This window comes from Streptomyces sp. NPDC044061 (genome assembly GCF_056434305.1).
Genome location: NZ_JBWKFL010000039.1, coordinates 32,115 through 46,493 on the forward strand (window position 1 = coordinate 32,115; position 14,379 = coordinate 46,493).

The 14,379-nt window shown below is 71.0% G+C and carries 13 protein-coding genes; 11 read left to right on the top strand and 2 right to left on the bottom strand.

Translation table 11 applies throughout. The features are described 5' to 3' along the window. Positions 1-90: 90 nt before the first annotated feature. From AC07CM_RS40195 to AC07CM_RS40215, 5 genes are all read left to right on the top strand, one after another. A complete protein-coding gene (locus AC07CM_RS40195; protein ID WP_478881484.1) occupies positions 91-1,287 on the top strand; it encodes an exo-beta-N-acetylmuramidase NamZ family protein in 1,197 nt (398 codons plus the stop codon). A 79-nt stretch (positions 1,288-1,366) separates the two neighbouring features. Next, entirely contained in the window at positions 1,367-2,347 is a 981-nt protein-coding gene (locus tag AC07CM_RS40200) for a GNAT family N-acetyltransferase (RefSeq protein ID WP_478881485.1), read from the top strand. Further along, entirely contained in the window at positions 2,344-3,684 is a 1,341-nt protein-coding gene (locus AC07CM_RS40205; protein WP_478881486.1) for an ABC transporter substrate-binding protein, read from the top strand. The genes AC07CM_RS40200 and AC07CM_RS40205 overlap by 4 nt, the downstream gene beginning before the upstream one ends. Further along, complete coding sequence (locus AC07CM_RS40210; RefSeq protein WP_478881487.1) at positions 3,678-4,640, top strand: carbohydrate ABC transporter permease; 963 nt, start codon at positions 3,678-3,680, stop codon at positions 4,638-4,640. The genes AC07CM_RS40205 and AC07CM_RS40210 overlap by 7 nt, the downstream gene beginning before the upstream one ends. Continuing rightward, positions 4,637-5,506: a carbohydrate ABC transporter permease gene (locus AC07CM_RS40215; protein ID WP_478881488.1), complete on the top strand. Its 870-nt coding sequence runs from the start codon at positions 4,637-4,639 to the stop codon at positions 5,504-5,506. Before AC07CM_RS40210 ends, AC07CM_RS40215 begins: the two co-directional genes overlap by 4 nt. A 7-nt stretch (positions 5,507-5,513) precedes the next feature. On the opposite strand, the gene AC07CM_RS40220 is transcribed toward AC07CM_RS40215, so the two are convergent. Continuing rightward, a complete protein-coding gene (locus tag AC07CM_RS40220; protein ID WP_478881489.1) occupies positions 5,514-6,707 on the bottom strand; it encodes an extracellular solute-binding protein in 1,194 nt (397 codons plus the stop codon). A 161-nt stretch (positions 6,708-6,868) separates the two neighbouring features. Beyond that, entirely contained in the window at positions 6,869-8,308 is a 1,440-nt protein-coding gene (locus AC07CM_RS40225) for a gamma-aminobutyraldehyde dehydrogenase (protein ID WP_478881490.1), read from the bottom strand. A gap of 203 nt (positions 8,309-8,511) precedes the next feature. Between AC07CM_RS40225 and AC07CM_RS40230 the strand changes: the two genes are divergently transcribed. The 6 genes from AC07CM_RS40230 to AC07CM_RS40255 all read left to right on the top strand — a co-directional run bounded on the left by AC07CM_RS40230 (position 8,512) and on the right by AC07CM_RS40255 (position 14,369). Beyond that, positions 8,512-9,030 carry an Lrp/AsnC family transcriptional regulator gene (locus tag AC07CM_RS40230; RefSeq protein WP_361234848.1) on the top strand — a complete coding sequence of 173 codons (519 nt, stop codon included), beginning with the start codon at positions 8,512-8,514 and terminating at the stop codon, positions 9,028-9,030. Beyond that, positions 9,015-10,394, top strand: coding sequence for an aspartate aminotransferase family protein (locus AC07CM_RS40235; protein WP_478881491.1), 1,380 nt, complete (start codon positions 9,015-9,017; stop codon positions 10,392-10,394). The genes AC07CM_RS40230 and AC07CM_RS40235 overlap by 16 nt, the downstream gene beginning before the upstream one ends. Positions 10,395-10,627: 233 nt before the next feature. Then, positions 10,628-11,368, top strand: a complete 741-nt coding sequence (locus tag AC07CM_RS40240; RefSeq protein WP_478881492.1) for an ABC transporter ATP-binding protein — start codon at positions 10,628-10,630, stop codon at positions 11,366-11,368. Continuing rightward, a complete protein-coding gene (locus AC07CM_RS40245; protein ID WP_478881493.1) occupies positions 11,350-12,702 on the top strand; it encodes a hypothetical protein in 1,353 nt (450 codons plus the stop codon). Before AC07CM_RS40240 ends, AC07CM_RS40245 begins: the two co-directional genes overlap by 19 nt. A gap of 96 nt (positions 12,703-12,798) precedes the next feature. Beyond that, positions 12,799-13,206: a VOC family protein gene (locus AC07CM_RS40250; RefSeq protein WP_478881494.1), complete on the top strand. Its 408-nt coding sequence runs from the start codon at positions 12,799-12,801 to the stop codon at positions 13,204-13,206. A gap of 38 nt (positions 13,207-13,244) precedes the next feature. Beyond that, positions 13,245-14,369: an LOG family protein gene (locus AC07CM_RS40255; protein ID WP_478881495.1), complete on the top strand. Its 1,125-nt coding sequence runs from the start codon at positions 13,245-13,247 to the stop codon at positions 14,367-14,369. The last annotated feature ends 10 nt before the right edge of the window (positions 14,370-14,379 follow it).

Consider the following 14,379-nt stretch of genomic DNA (forward strand, 5'->3'; position numbering starts at 1 on the left):
AACTGCCGATGTATCATTGCCAAAATACCGGACATTCCAGTAAATTCCGGCCCACTGCTTCGAGATGTCACCGGCAGACGGGGCCACAGGATGAGCACGGACGACCGCGTCGCTGTGACGACCGGGATCGCACGGCTGCACGCGTCGCCCGGGCTCGCCGGGCCAGGGCGGCTCGGGCTGGTGACCAACCACACCGGCATCCTCCCCGACCTGCGCCCGGCCGCGCCCGCGCTGCTCGAGGCCGGTGTGCGGCTGGTCGCCCTGTTCGGTCCCGAGCACGGGCTGCACGGGACCGGCCAGGCCGGTGAGAGCGAGGCCGCCCGGGCCGACCCCGCCACCGGCCTGCCGGTCCACGACACCTACCGGTGCGGCGGCGAGCGTCTCGACCGGCTCCTGCTCGACAGCGGCGTCGACGCCCTGGTGTTCGACCTGCAGGACATCGGGGCCAGGTTCTACACCTACGTGTGGACCATGTTCGACCTGATGGTCTCCGCGGCCCGCACGGGCGTACGGTTCGTGGTCGCCGACCGGCCGAATCCCCTCGGCGGACTCGTCAGCGAGGGCCCACTGCTCGACCCGGCGTGGGCCAGCTTCGTCGGGCGCGCCCCGCTGCCCGTCCGGCACGGCCTCACCTGCGGCGAACTGGCACGGTGGCTCAACGCCTCGGCCGTTCCCCAAGTAGCGGGCAATGCCGTCGACTTGACGGTGATCGAAGCTGCCGGCTGGCGACGCGCCATGGACGCGCGGGCCACCGGCCTGCCGTGGGTCGCGCCCTCGCCGAACATCCCGACACCCGTCACCGCGACCGTCTACCCCGGCACCTGCCTGTTCGAGGGGACGAATATCTCGGAGGGCCGTGGCACCACACAGCCCTTCGAGATCGTCGGCGCCCCGTACATCGACGCGCGGTTCGCACCCTCGCTCGCCGAACTCGCCCTGCCCGGAGTGCACTTCCGTGACCTGCGGTTCGTACCGGCCTTCCACAAACACGCCGGACGGCCGCTGCGCGGGGTCCAGCTCCACGTCACCGACCGCGAGGCGTTCGCTCCCGTGCGCACCGCCGTCGCGATGCTCGCCACGCTGCGGCGGCTGTACCCGGACGACTTCGCCTGGCGCACCACGGACGGCGGCGCGGAGGGGACCGGCCACCGTCACTTCATCGACCTGCTGTGGGGGTCCGACCGGTTGCGGCACGCCGTCGACGCGGGCGGCGACCCGCTGCCGTTGTGCGATCCGCCGGCACCGCCCGGCCGGTGGTCCGGTGTCGACGTGCTGCTCTACCCCTGAGACCTCCCGCCCCACTGCAGCGACCTCCCGCCCCCCACCGCTGCGGCCTGCCGCACCGCTCGGAAGGACACCCCCGTCGATGACCGATCGCACGAAGAACTCCCGGGCCGGCACCCGTGGTTTCCGCGCGGGTGACGGCCCCCGCTTGGTGGAGGCGTGGCGCCGAAGTGCCCCGGCCGACCCCATCACCCCGGACCGCTTCCGCTCCCTGGTGCTGCTCGACGCCAACTTCGACCCGGAGGGCCTTCGGCTCGCCGTCGACGGCGAGCGTGTCGTCGGGGCCGCCTACGCGGTGCGCCGTCTGACGCCGATGACCGGCACCGACCTGGAGCCCGAGCAGGGCTGGATCCCGTTCTTCTTCGTCGACCCGGCAGCCCGCGGGCGCGGCCTCGGCCGCCGGCTGCTGACCGAGGCCCTCGACTGGCTGCACGGCCACGGCCGCACCCGGGTGGACTTCTCCTCGTACACCCCCAACTACGTCTTCCCCGGCCTGGATGCCGAGGAGTACCCGGAGGCGGCCGGGCTCCTCGAGTCCCTGGACTTCCGCACGCTGTACGAGGCGGCGGCGATGGACCGCCGCCTGGTCGGCTATCGCCTCCCGGAGCCGGTCGGGCACCGCTTGGACGAACTGAAGGCGCGGGGCCACCGGTTCGGCACGCCGTCCGACGACGACCTGGTGGATCTCCTCGCGCTCGCCGGGAGCCGCTTCGGCCCGGACTGGGCGCGCACGATCCGGGACTGCCTGGCCGCGGGCACCCCGCTCGACCGGATCGTCGTCGTCCGGGAGCCCTCGGGCCGCATGGTCGGCTGGGCGATGCACGGCGCGTTCGACTCGGTGGACGAACGGTTCGGGCCGATCGGGGTGCTGGAGGAGATGCGCGGCACCGGACTCGGCGAGGTCCTCCTCCACCTCGTCCTGGAGCGGATGCGGGCGCGCCGCGCGCACTCCGCGTGGTTCCTGTGGACCGGCGCGCAGTCCCCGGCCGGTCATCTGTACCGCAAGGCCGGTTTCACCACGACCCGGGTGTTCCGCGTGATGCGGCGGGAGGCCGCCCGATGACACCGTCCGGCCGCAGCGGCGGACCGAGCCGCCGTCACTTCGCGCTCGTGCTCCCCTCGGCACTGCTCGTCTCCGGATGCGCCGCGCCGCACCAGGGCACCGGGCGGCCCGGGGACCCGATCGTGCTCACCCTGCTCTCCCACTACGCGAGCGGGGAGCTCAAACAGGCCCTGCAGGGCCCGGTCGACGAGTGGAACGCCACGCACGACCGGGTCAAGGTGCGGACGAAGGCCGTCGAGTTCACGGACCTGCTGACCACGTTCATGGTCCGGCAGGCGGCGGGCCAGGGCGCCGACATCGTCCACCCGTACTGCCTCTGGAACGGCCAGCTCGTCCGGGCCGGCGTCCTGCGGCCCGCTCCGTCCGAGCACGCCGAGGAGATCAGACACGGCTACGGCAAGGCCGCGGTGGGCTCCTCGTCGGTCGGGGGCGAGGTGTACGGCTACCCCACCGAGGTGCAGACCTACGCCCTGTACTACAACAAGCGGCTGCTGCGCGAGGCCGGCGTCGACGGCCCTCCGCGCACCTGGCGCGAGCTGGAGGAGACGGCCCACCGCACCACCAGGCGGGACCGGTACGGCAACACGCTGGTCCAGGGGTTCGGTCTGTCGACCTACGACGACTCCACCACCGTCGGTCAGACCCTCGCCCTGCTCAGCACCGCCGGCGGAGCGTTCGTCTCGGCGGACGGCAGGAGCACCGCCATCGACTCGCCGGCCGGCCGGGCCGTGTTCGATCTGGAGCACCGCCTCGTCGTCGAAGGTGCGAGCGCCCCCGGCGTCAACGTCTACCAGGCGTTCCCGTCCGGGCAGGTGGCCATGGTGGTCAGTGCCGGCTGGTGGACCACGAGCCTGAAGACCCTGATGGGCAGGGACTACCGCGATGTCGGGGTCGCGCCCGTGCCCCTCCCCACATCGGACGGCAAGCGCGCCACTCTCTCCACCGGCTTCATGCTGGGGGTCAACGCGGCCAGTGAACACCCGCGCGAGGCCTGGGAGTTCCTGCGCTGGCTGAACACCGAGAAGGTGGGGGTGAAGGGCGCCGGGAAGGGTGCGACGGCGACCCGGATGAGTTCCCTGCAGGTGCCGGTCGGTTCCCTGACCGGCCGCGCGGACGACATGCGGACGTTGCTCGGCAGGGGCGGCGATCCGAACCTGCGCCCGTTCCTCGACGCGCTGGCGTACGCGGTGCCGGAGCCGAACGTGCCGGGCGCGCAGCAGGCCAAGTCGCTGCTGCGCAAGAACATCGAGGCGCTGTGGACCGGTCAGCAGTCGGTCGACGAGGCCCTGCGCACCACCCGCCGCCAGGTCGATCAGGAGGTGTCGCGCTCATGGTGAACACCCTGGCCCCGGAGTCGCTCGACCGGGCGGCGCCCGGCCCTCGCGCCACCGGGCCGGTCGTCGGCGTCCGCGACCGGATCCGGCGCCGTCAGGCCGTCGTCGCGTATCTCTTCCTCACGCCGACGCTGCTGTTCTTCGCGGTCTTCCTGATCCTGCCGCTCGGCTTCGCACTGCTGCTGTCGATGTCCCGCTGGGCCGGGTTCGACCTCGGGGATGTCGATCCGGTCGGCCTGGACAACTTCACCGGCCTGTTCGCGGACGGCTCGACGTTCCTGACGCCGATCCTCACCAACACGCTGCTGTTCGCCCTGGGCACCGTGGCCCTCGCGCTCGCCGGCTCGGTGCTCGTCGCCACCTGCATCGACAAGCTGCGGTTCCAGGGGCTGTGGCGCACCCTGTACTTCCTGCCGATCGTGACGACCGTCGTCGCCGTCGGCAACGTGTGGAAGTACATGTACGAGCCGGGCGGGCTGGTCAACGGCGTCCTCAACGGCATCGGTCTCGACTCGGTGGCGTTCCTGCAGGACCCTGACACCGCGCTGCCCTCGGTGGTGGTCGTCCAGGCCTGGGCGTCGGTCGGCTCGGCGATCCTCGTCCTGACCGCCGGGCTGAAGTCGATCCCCGGGTCGTACTACGAGGCCGCCGCGCTCGACGGCGCCGGGTCCGCCACCGTCTTCTTCCGGATCACCCTGCCGCTGCTGCGGCCGTCCCTGCTGTTCGTGTGCGTCACCCAGTTCCTGACCGGCCTGCAGTCGTTCGCGCTGATCAGCGTGATGACCAGGGGCGGCCCGGGGGACGCGACCAACGTGGCCGCGCTGGAGATGTACCGGCAGGCCTTCAGTTACGGCGACTGGGGCACCGCGAGCGCCGCCGCCTTCGTACTGTTCCTGGTGGTCCTCGTGGTCACCCTGGCGCAGTTGTGGATCTTCCGGCGCAAGGGGGAGGACGCATGAACCGCCGCCGTTTCCCGTGGCTGTCGTATCTGGTGGTCGTGACCGGCGCCGTCCTCACGGTCGTGCCGTTCCTCGACATGGTGATGACGTCGTTCAAGGGGCCCGGCGAGTCCGGCACGCTGCCGTACCGGTTCCTGCCCCAGGCGTTCGACCTGTCCAACTACCGGGCGGCGATCGACCAGCTGAATCTGCCGACGCTGTTCCGCAACAGCGTCGTCGCCACCGCCCTGATCACCGGTTCGGTGCTGCTCACGTCGTCGCTCGCCGGCTACGCGCTCGCCAAACTCCGCTTCCCGGGCCGGGAGTTCGTCTTCCGCCTGGTGCTGTCGACGATGATGTTCCCGCCGTTCCTCTTCTTCATCCCGCACTTCCTGATCCTGGTGCACTGGCCGCTGGCGGGCGGCAACGACCTGTTCGGGCGCGGGGGCGCGGGCCTGACCGTCAGCATCGCGGCGCTCGCCATGCCGTTCCTCGTCAACGGCTTCGGGATCTTCCTGATGCGCCAGTTCATGGTCTCGATCCCGGACGAGGTCCTGGAGGCCGCGCGCATCGACGGGGCCGGGGAGTTCACGGTGTGGTGGCGGATCGTCGTACCCCAGACCAAGCCGGTCCTGGTCACACTCGGCCTGCTGACGTTCGTCGACGCCTGGAACGAGTACATCTGGGCCCTGCTCGTCTCCACCGCCGACCCGGACGTGATGACCCTGCCCGTCGGCATCCAGCTCCTGCAGGACTACGTCGACCCGACCCGCACGATGCCCATCGTCATGGCCGGCCTCGTCCTGAGCGTCCTGCCGGTCCTGATCCTCTTCCTGCTGCTGCAGAAGTACTACATCCGGGGCGTCATGCTCAGCGGTCTGAAGTGACGTCGGCCTACAACCCCACGATCTTGTTCCACCGCTTCGCGAACTCCACCCGCTCCGTGGAGGTGATGTCGCGTGCGATGGCGAGGCGCTTGCGCATGGTGGTGTCCGGGAAGATCAGGGGGTTGTCGGCCAGCTCCGCGGTGTCCTTGTCCTTGGCGGCGGCCAGGACTTCGCGGGCCGCCGGGACCGGGCAGACGTAGTTGACCCAGGCGGCGAGCCTCGCGGCGACCTCGGGGGCGTAGTAGTAGTCGATCAGGCGCTCGGCGTTGGTCTTGTGGTGGGCCCGGTTGGGGATCATCAGGGAGTCCGACCAGAGTTCGGCGCCCTCCTCGGGCACGACGAAGCGGATGTCGGGGTTGTCCGCCTGGAGCTGGATGACGTCGCCGGAGTACGCCTGGCAGGCGAGGACGTCGCCGCTGACCAGGTCCTTGGTGTAGTCGTTGCCGGTGAAGCGGCGGATCTGGCCCCGGCGGACCTCCCGCTCCACCTGGTCGCAGACGGTGTGGAAGTCGTCCGCCGTCCACTTGGTGATGTCCACGCCGTTGCCCTGCATGAGCAGCGCGAACGCCTCGTCCAGGCCGGACAGGAGCGTCACGCGGCCCTTGAGGTCGTTCGCCCAGAGGTCCTTCACGTGCCGGATCTCGCGGCCCAGCCTGCGGCGGTTGTACGCGATGCCGGTGATGCCCGACTGCCACGGCACGGTGAACCTGCGGCCCGGGTCGAAGGCGGGCGAGCGGAGAAGCGGGTCGAGATACTTCGCGACGTTCGGCTGACCCGCGCGGTCCATCCGCTGCACCCAGCCCAGCCGGACGAACCGCGCGCACATCCAGTCACTGATGACGATCAGGTCGCGGCCGGTCGACTGGTGGTTCATCAGCGCGGGGCTGATCTTGCCGAAGAACTCGTCGTTGTCGTTGATCTCCTCGACGTAGTCGACGGAGATCCCGGTGCGCTTCTCGAACGCCTCCAGCGTGGGCCGCCTGTTCGGGTTTTCGTCGTCGGTGTCGATGTACAGCGGCCAGTTCGCCCAGGTCAGCTTCCGGTCGGTGGCCGACTGGTCGGCCACGGAACGGTCGCCGGGCTTCACGTAGGCCGCGGGCACCCCGCAGCCGGCGAGGGCACCGAGCGCGGCGGTACCGCCGAGGGCACGCAACAGGGAACGGCGGGACAACGGCGTATCGCCGGAAGTGGTCTGGGGCACACCCGCAGCATGCCGTCCCGGCGCGCGGACGGGCAATCGACGCTGCGTCGAGTGGGCCGGGATCGACCCGACACCTTGTCGATCAGCGGCCGCGGGGCACAGGCGAGCGGCCCCCGGCCGGGGAGATGTCCCGTCCGGGGGCCGCACGACAGGCCCTGGTCCTACGCGTCCAGCGAGGTCATCACGTGCTTGATGCGCGTGTAGTCCTCGAAGCCGTACGCCGACAGGTCCTTGCCGTAGCCGGACTTCTTGAAGCCGCCGTGGGGCATCTCGGCGACCAGCGGGATGTGGGTGTTGATCCACACGCAGCCGAAGTCGAGCTTCTTGGACATGCGCATCGCGCGGCCGTGGTCCTTGGTCCACACCGAGGAGGCGAGGGCGTACTCGACGCCGTTGGCCCACTCGACGGCCTGGTCCTCGTCCGAGAAGGACTGCACGGTGATGACCGGGCCGAAGACCTCGTTCTGGATGATCTCGTCGTCCTGCTTCAGGCCGGAGACGACGGTCGGGGCGTAGAAGTAGCCCTTGTCGCCGACCTGCTGGCCGCCCGCCTCGACCTTGGCGTGGGCGGGCAGGCGGTCGATGAAGCCGGAGACCTGCTTGAGCTGGTTGGGGTTGTTCAGCGGGCCGAAGAGGACGTCCTCGTCGTCCGGCTGACCGGTCTTCGTCTCGGACGCGGCCTTGGCGAGCGCGGCCACGAACTCGTCGTGGATGGACTCCTGGACGAGGACGCGGGTCGCGGCCGTGCAGTCCTGGCCGGCGTTGAAGAAGCCCGCCACCGAGATGTCCTCGACGGCCTTGGCGATGTCGGTGTCCTCGAAGACGACGACCGGCGCCTTGCCGCCCAGCTCCAGGTGGACCCGCTTGAGGTCCTTGGAGGCGGACTCGGCGACGGACATGCCGGCGCGTACGGAGCCGGTGATGGAGGCCATCGCCGGGGTGTCGTGCTCGACCATCAGACGGCCGGTCTCGCGGTCGCCGCAGACGACGTTGAAGACGCCCTTGGGCAGGATCGAGCCGACGATGTCCGCGATGAGGACGGTCGAGGCCGGGGTGGTGTCGGACGGCTTCAGGACGACCGTGTTGCCCGCCGCGATCGCCGGGGCGAACTTCCACACGGCCATCATCATCGGGTAGTTCCACGGCGCGACCTGCGCGCAGACGCCGACCGGCTCACGGCGGATGATCGAGGTCATCCCGTCCATGTACTCGCCGGCCGAGCGGCCCTCGAGCAGCCGGGCCGCACCCGCGAAGAAGCGGATCTGGTCGACCATCGGCGGGATCTCCTCGGAGCGGGTGAGCCCGACCGGCTTGCCCGTGTTCTCCACCTCGGCCGCGATCAGTTCCTCGGCGCGCTCCTCGAACGCGTCCGCGATCTTCAGGAGGGCCTTCTGCCGCTCGGCCGGGGTCGTGTCGCGCCAGGCCGGGAAGGCACGGGCGGCGGCCTCCATGGCGGCGTCCACGTCCGGCTGCCCGGACAGCGGCGCGGTCGCGTACGCCTCGCCCTTCGCGGGGTTGACCACCTCGGTGGTCCGTCCGTCGGCGGCGTCCCGGAACTCACCGTCGATGTAGTTGCGCAGACGACGCAGCTCGGTGCTCACTGCCGGCCTCCTGATCTGGTTCGAGGGTTCGAGCTGTACAGCGTGTCCAACCGTGCGGCTGTCCAGTCGCTGAGACACCCACCCTAATCGGCACGCCCACGTTTTCAACACCCCCGTCCGCACCGCTTCTGCGAAATCCGCAAGTCTCGGAGTCATAAACAACGAATTTCATCGCTACGGCCTTGCGAAACTATCGAGACGTCGTGCACAGTGAGGTCGTGGCCAGTCGAAGCGCAGACCAGAGGGACTCGTCCCGCGAGTCCAGGAACGGCACCCCCCAGCTGGATGCCGTCTCCCTCGCCATCATTCAGCAGCTCCAGGAGGACGGCCGCCGGCCGTACGCCGCGATCGGCAAGGCGGTCGGCCTGTCCGAGGCGGCCGTGCGCCAGCGCGTCCAGAAGCTGCTGGACCAGGGCGTGATGCAGATCGTCGCCGTCACGGACCCGCTCACCGTGGGCTTCCGCAGGCAGGCGATGGTGGGGATCAACGTCGAGGGCGATGTCGAGTCGATCGCGGACGCGCTGACCGGCATGTCGGAAGTCGAGTACGTGGTGATGGCCGCGGGCTCGTTCGACATCCTCGCCGAGATCGTCTGCGAGGACGACGACCACCTGCTGGACGTCATCAACAAACGCATCCGGGCCCTGCCCGGCGTGCGCTCCACCGAGAGCTTCGTCTACCTCAAGCTCAAGAAGCAGACCTACATGTGGGGAACCCGATAACCGTGACCCAGGACCTCAGCCGTACCGCGTACGACCACTTGTGGATGCACTTCACCCGCATGTCCTCGTACGAGAACTCCCCCGTCCCGACCATCGTCCGGGGTGAGGGCACCTACATCTACGACGACAAGGGCAAGCGGTACCTCGACGGTCTCGCGGGTCTGTTCGTGGTCCAGGCCGGTCACGGCCGCACGGAACTCGCCGAGACCGCCTTCAAGCAGGCCCAGGAACTGGCCTTCTTCCCGGTCTGGTCCTACGCCCACCCCAAGGCCGTCGAGCTGGCCGAGCGTCTCGCGGACCACGCCCCGGGCGACCTGAACAAGGTCTTCTTCACCACCGGCGGCGGCGAGGCCGTCGAGACCGCCTGGAAGCTCGCCAAGCAGTACTTCAAGCTGCAGGGCAAGCCGACCAAGTACAAGGTCATCTCGCGTGCGGTCGCCTACCACGGCACCCCGCAGGGCGCCCTGTCCATCACCGGCCTGCCGGCTCTGAAGGCCCCCTTCGAGCCGCTGGTGCCGGGCGCGCACAAGGTGCCGAACACCAACATCTACCGCGCCCCGCTCTTCGGTGACGACCCGGTGGCCTTCGGCCGCTGGGCCGCCGACCAGATCGAGCAGCAGATCCTCTTCGAGGGCCCGGACACCGTCGCCGCGGTCTTCCTGGAGCCGGTGCAGAACGCCGGTGGCTGCTTCCCGCCGCCGCCCGGGTACTTCCAGCGGGTCCGCGAGATCTGCGACAAGTACGACGTCCTGCTCGTGTCGGACGAGGTCATCTGCGCCTTCGGCCGCCTCGGCACGATGTTCGCCTGCGACAAGTTCGGCTACGTCCCGGACATGATCACCTGCGCCAAGGGCATGACCTCGGGCTACTCCCCGATCGGCGCCTGCATCGTCTCCGACCGCATCGCCGAGCCGTTCTACAAGGGCGACAACACCTTCCTGCACGGCTACACCTTCGGCGGCCACCCCGTGTCGGCCGCGGTGGGCCTCGCCAACCTCGACCTGTTCGAGCGCGAGGGCCTGAACCAGCACGTGCTCGACAACGAGGGCAACTTCCTGCAGACCCTGCAGAAGCTGCACGACCTGCCGATCGTCGGCGATGTCCGCGGCAACGGCTTCTTCTACGGCATCGAGCTGGTGAAGGACAAGAACACCAAGGAGTCCTTCAACGACGAGGAGACCGAGCGCGTCCTGTACGGCTTCCTCTCCAAGGCGCTGTTCGACAACGGCCTGTACTGCCGGGCCGACGACCGCGGCGACCCGGTGATCCAGCTCGCCCCGCCGCTGATCTCCAACCAGGAGACCTTCGACGAGATCGAGCAGATCCTGCGCGCCACCCTCACGGAGGCGTGGACGAAGCTCTGAGCCCTCGGAGCTGAGCGTCTACACCCTCGACAGAAGCTCTGATCATCCGACTGGATGATCGATACCGGCCCCGGTGCGGTCCGTTCGAGTGAGAACGGCGGCCCGGGGCCGTGTGCTGTCCGGCCTCCCCCGGACGGCTGCCTAGCGTTCCAGTGACCGATCGGCCCAGCCTTCGTTCCCCCACACGGGGGATCAGGCACGGGAAAAGCGGATCAGAACCGAGGTGTTGCGCCATGGAGGCCCCGCCGGACAACGACGTGCTCTGGGCACGCGCCCTGCAGTTCAGGCACGCCGACGGATCGCCCGGCCTGGCCGGGGTCTCGCTCGGCGTGCGGGAGGGCGAGATCCTCGCCGTCAGCGGCCCGCGCGGCAGCGGCAAGACCACGCTCCTCAGGTGCTTGTCCGGTCTCGTCCCGGCGCAGGGCGGCGAGGTCTGGTTCAACAGCTCGCCCGTGCACACGATGGGACCGATGGCCCGCGAGCGGATGCGCCGCGACCGCTTCGGCTGGATCGACCCGGTCCCCGCCCTCGTACCGGAGCTGAACGTCTGGGAGAACACCGCCCTGCCCCTGATGCTGCGAGGCATCGGCCGCCGCCGGGCCAAGGTGGCCGCGCTGGAGTGGCTGGAGCGGCTGGACGTCGGCGACCGGGCCCGCAGGCGCCCGCGCGAGCTGCAGCAGGCCGAACGCCAGCGCGTCTGCATCGCCCGCGCGCTCGCCCCCGGCCCCACCGTGCTGTTCGCGGACGAGCCGACGGCCCCGCTGCACCGCTCCGACCGCGGGCACGTGCTGCGCACGCTCACCACGGCGGCCCGCTCGCACGGCATCACCGTCCTGCTGGCCACGCACGACCCCGAGACCGCGGCCCTCGCCGACCGCACGGTCTCCCTGCTGGACGGGCGGCGGGTGAACACCGTGCACCTGCCGGACGCTCCCGAGACGGAAGGCCGGGCCGCGTGCTCGCTCTCCGCCTGACCCGTGCGGCCCGGCCCGCCGTCCAGCTGCGCCGCCTGCTGGTGGCCGCGGCCTCGGCCGGCACCGGCTTCCTGCTGCTCGGCACCCTCGGCTACGCGCTGGGCCACCCCGGGACCCCGGGCGCGGCCGCGCTGCGCCTGGCCTGGTGCGTGGTCCCGCTCGCGGCCACGGTGTACTTCGCGCTCGCGGTGGCCCGCACGGATCCGGGGACCCGGCCCCGCCCTGGCCTGTCGGCCGTTGGCCTCGGCCCGGCCCGCCTGATGGCGATCTCCGCCCTGACGACGGCCCTGTCCACCACGCTGGGCTCACTGCTGGCGCTGCTGGTCTTCCTGCACCTGCGCAGCGACCTGACCGGGCTGCCCCTCGACGGCGGGGCGGCGCAGTTCCTGGCCGCGGACCAGCCCCTGCCGGCTGCCGGGACGCTGACCCTGCTGACCCCGGTCCCGGCGCTCGCCTCCGCGACGGTGGCGGTGGCCCTCCGTCCCAGGGACCCCCGCGCCACTCCTCGGGGACCGCGCCCCTCGGGCCGCTTCGGGGCGGCGCACGGCCACTCGGTCGGCAGGGACACGTTCGGGGCGTACGGCAGGTTCGGGGCGCGGCTGCGCTCCCCCGCACGGAAGCCGGAGGCCGCCGCGCGGCCGTCCGCCGAGCCCACCGGTGCCGAGCCCACCGGTGCCGAGGCCGCGGAGCCGGGCACCGACGAGGCCGGCGCCCTCACCGGCCCCCCGGCACCGCGCGAGGCGCCCGTCGGCCTGCCCTGGGGCATCGCCACCGTCGCCGCCGGCCTCGCCGTACAGGCCTACGCGGGCCGCTCCGCACCCGTCCCCGCCCTCGCCGACCTGCCCGTCGACGCCGCGGCCGTGCTGGGCGGCTGGATCCTCGTCGCCGCCGGACTCGTCCTCGGCGCCCCCGGGCTCACCCACCTGTGCGGGCGCCTTCTCCAGGCCGTCCGCCCGGGTGCCCTCAGGCTGCTGGCCGGCCGGGGCCTCATGGCGGAGGCCACCCGGATCGGCCGCCCGCTCGGCGTTCTCTGCGCGGTGGCGTCCGCCGTCTACGCGCTGACCACCCTGTACCGCGGCCCCGCCGCCTCCTTCGGCCCCCTGACCACGCTCGGCGCGCTCGTGGTGACGGGCTGCACGGTGGCGACCCTGCTGACGGCGGCCGTCGAGGCCCGGGAGAGCCGCGCCGACACCACCGCCGCGCTGCTGCGCCTCGGCGCCCAGGCCACTATGCTCCGCGCTGCCGCCGCCCTGCGCGCGACCGCGCTGTTGGTCCTCTTCGGCCCGCTCACGTTGTTGATCGCCAACCTGGCCGCGCTGCCGACGGCGCACTGAGCGGCCGGACGAGAAATCTCCGGGACGGCGATGAGTTTCCCGCCGGCCCGGCGTCTACACCCGCGAAGAGCAGCGACCGCCCCCGGGAGGGACCCCATGTACCAGCAGATGATCTTCGTGAACCTGGCCACCGACGACGTCGCGGCGTCGAAGAAGTTCTTCACCGAGCTCGGCTACACGATCAACCCGCAGTTCAGCTCCGACGACTGCACCTGCGTCGTGATCAGCGACACGATCATCGCGATGCTGCTCAGCAAGCAGCACTACGCCACCTTCACCAAGAAGGAGATCGCCGACTCGACCACGACCAGCGAGGTCCTGATCTGTCTGAGCGCGGAGAGCCGCGAGAAGGTGGACGAGCTGGTCGACCGGGCGATCGCGGCCGGTGGCTCGGCGAGCGGCCAGACCCAGGACCACGGCTTCATGTACGGCCGTGCCTTCGACGACCTCGACGGCCACACCTGGGAGGTCATGTGGATGGATCCGGCCGCGGTGCAGGGCTGACCGTCTCCCGGCCGAACACCCGTGCCTAGCATGGGCGGGTGCATCCGACACCCGCCCAGCCGCATCGCGCCGCCCACGACCGCGAGATCGAGTCCCTCGCCGAGTTCGACGAAGTGGTCGCCGAGCACGGCTCCCTGGCCCAGTTCCGCGTCCAGGCCGTCGATCTGACGGCTCGTACGGACGCCCTGCTCGCCCTCGACACCGCGGGCGCCGTCTTCCTCGGCTGCCCGATGGAACCCGAGGCGGCCGCACGCGTCGGGGCCTCCGGCGCCCTGATGTTCCCGCCGGTCCCGGGGCTCCCCTTCGACCCCTATCGCGGTTTCGCCTACACGCCCGACGAGTTGTTCGAGTCGCTCGCGGCGGGCTACGAGTCCACGCCGGACGCGCGCGCCTACGCCTGGTTCCAGCGCACGAAGGCCGACGGCGACGTCTTCGCCTCGATGCTGCGCGCGATCCACGACGACGCCGTCTCCGACGCCCTCGACGAACTCCTCACCGGCGCACGGGTGGTGGGCGTCATGGGCGGCCATGCGATGGCCCGCGGTACGGTCGCGTACGCCGGAGCCGCCCGGCTGGGCCGGGAGCTGGCGCGCGCCGGGTTCACGGTCGCCACCGGCGGCGGGCCGGGCGCCATGGAGGCGGCGAACCTCGGGGCGTACGCCGCCCCGTTCGCCGACGGCATGCTGGAGGACGCGCTCCGGCTCCTCGCCAAGGCGCCCTCGTTCCGGCCGTCCGTCACCGAGTGGGCGCGGGCCGCCTTCGAGGTGCGCGAACGCTGGCCCGGCGGCGGGGAGTCGATCGGCATCCCCACCTGGTTCTACGGCCACGAGCCGCCGAACGCCTTCGCCGCGCACATCGCCAAGTACTTCGCCAACGCCCTACGGGAGGACGGCCTGCTGGCCCGCTCCACCGCCGGTGTGGTGTTCCTGCCGGGCGCCGCCGGCACCGTACAGGAGATCTTCGACAACGCGACCCCGAACTACTACGAGTCGCGGGGCGAGCCCACGCCGATGGTGCTCGTGGACGAGGATCACTGGACGCAGGAGCTGCCCGCCTGGCCGCTGCTGAGGTCGCTGGGGCGGGGGCGGTCGATGGAGTCCCGAATAGCCCTGGTTGACCGGATCGAGCAGGCCGCGGAGGCGTTGAAACGTCTCTGCGGTTAATAAGCAGGCA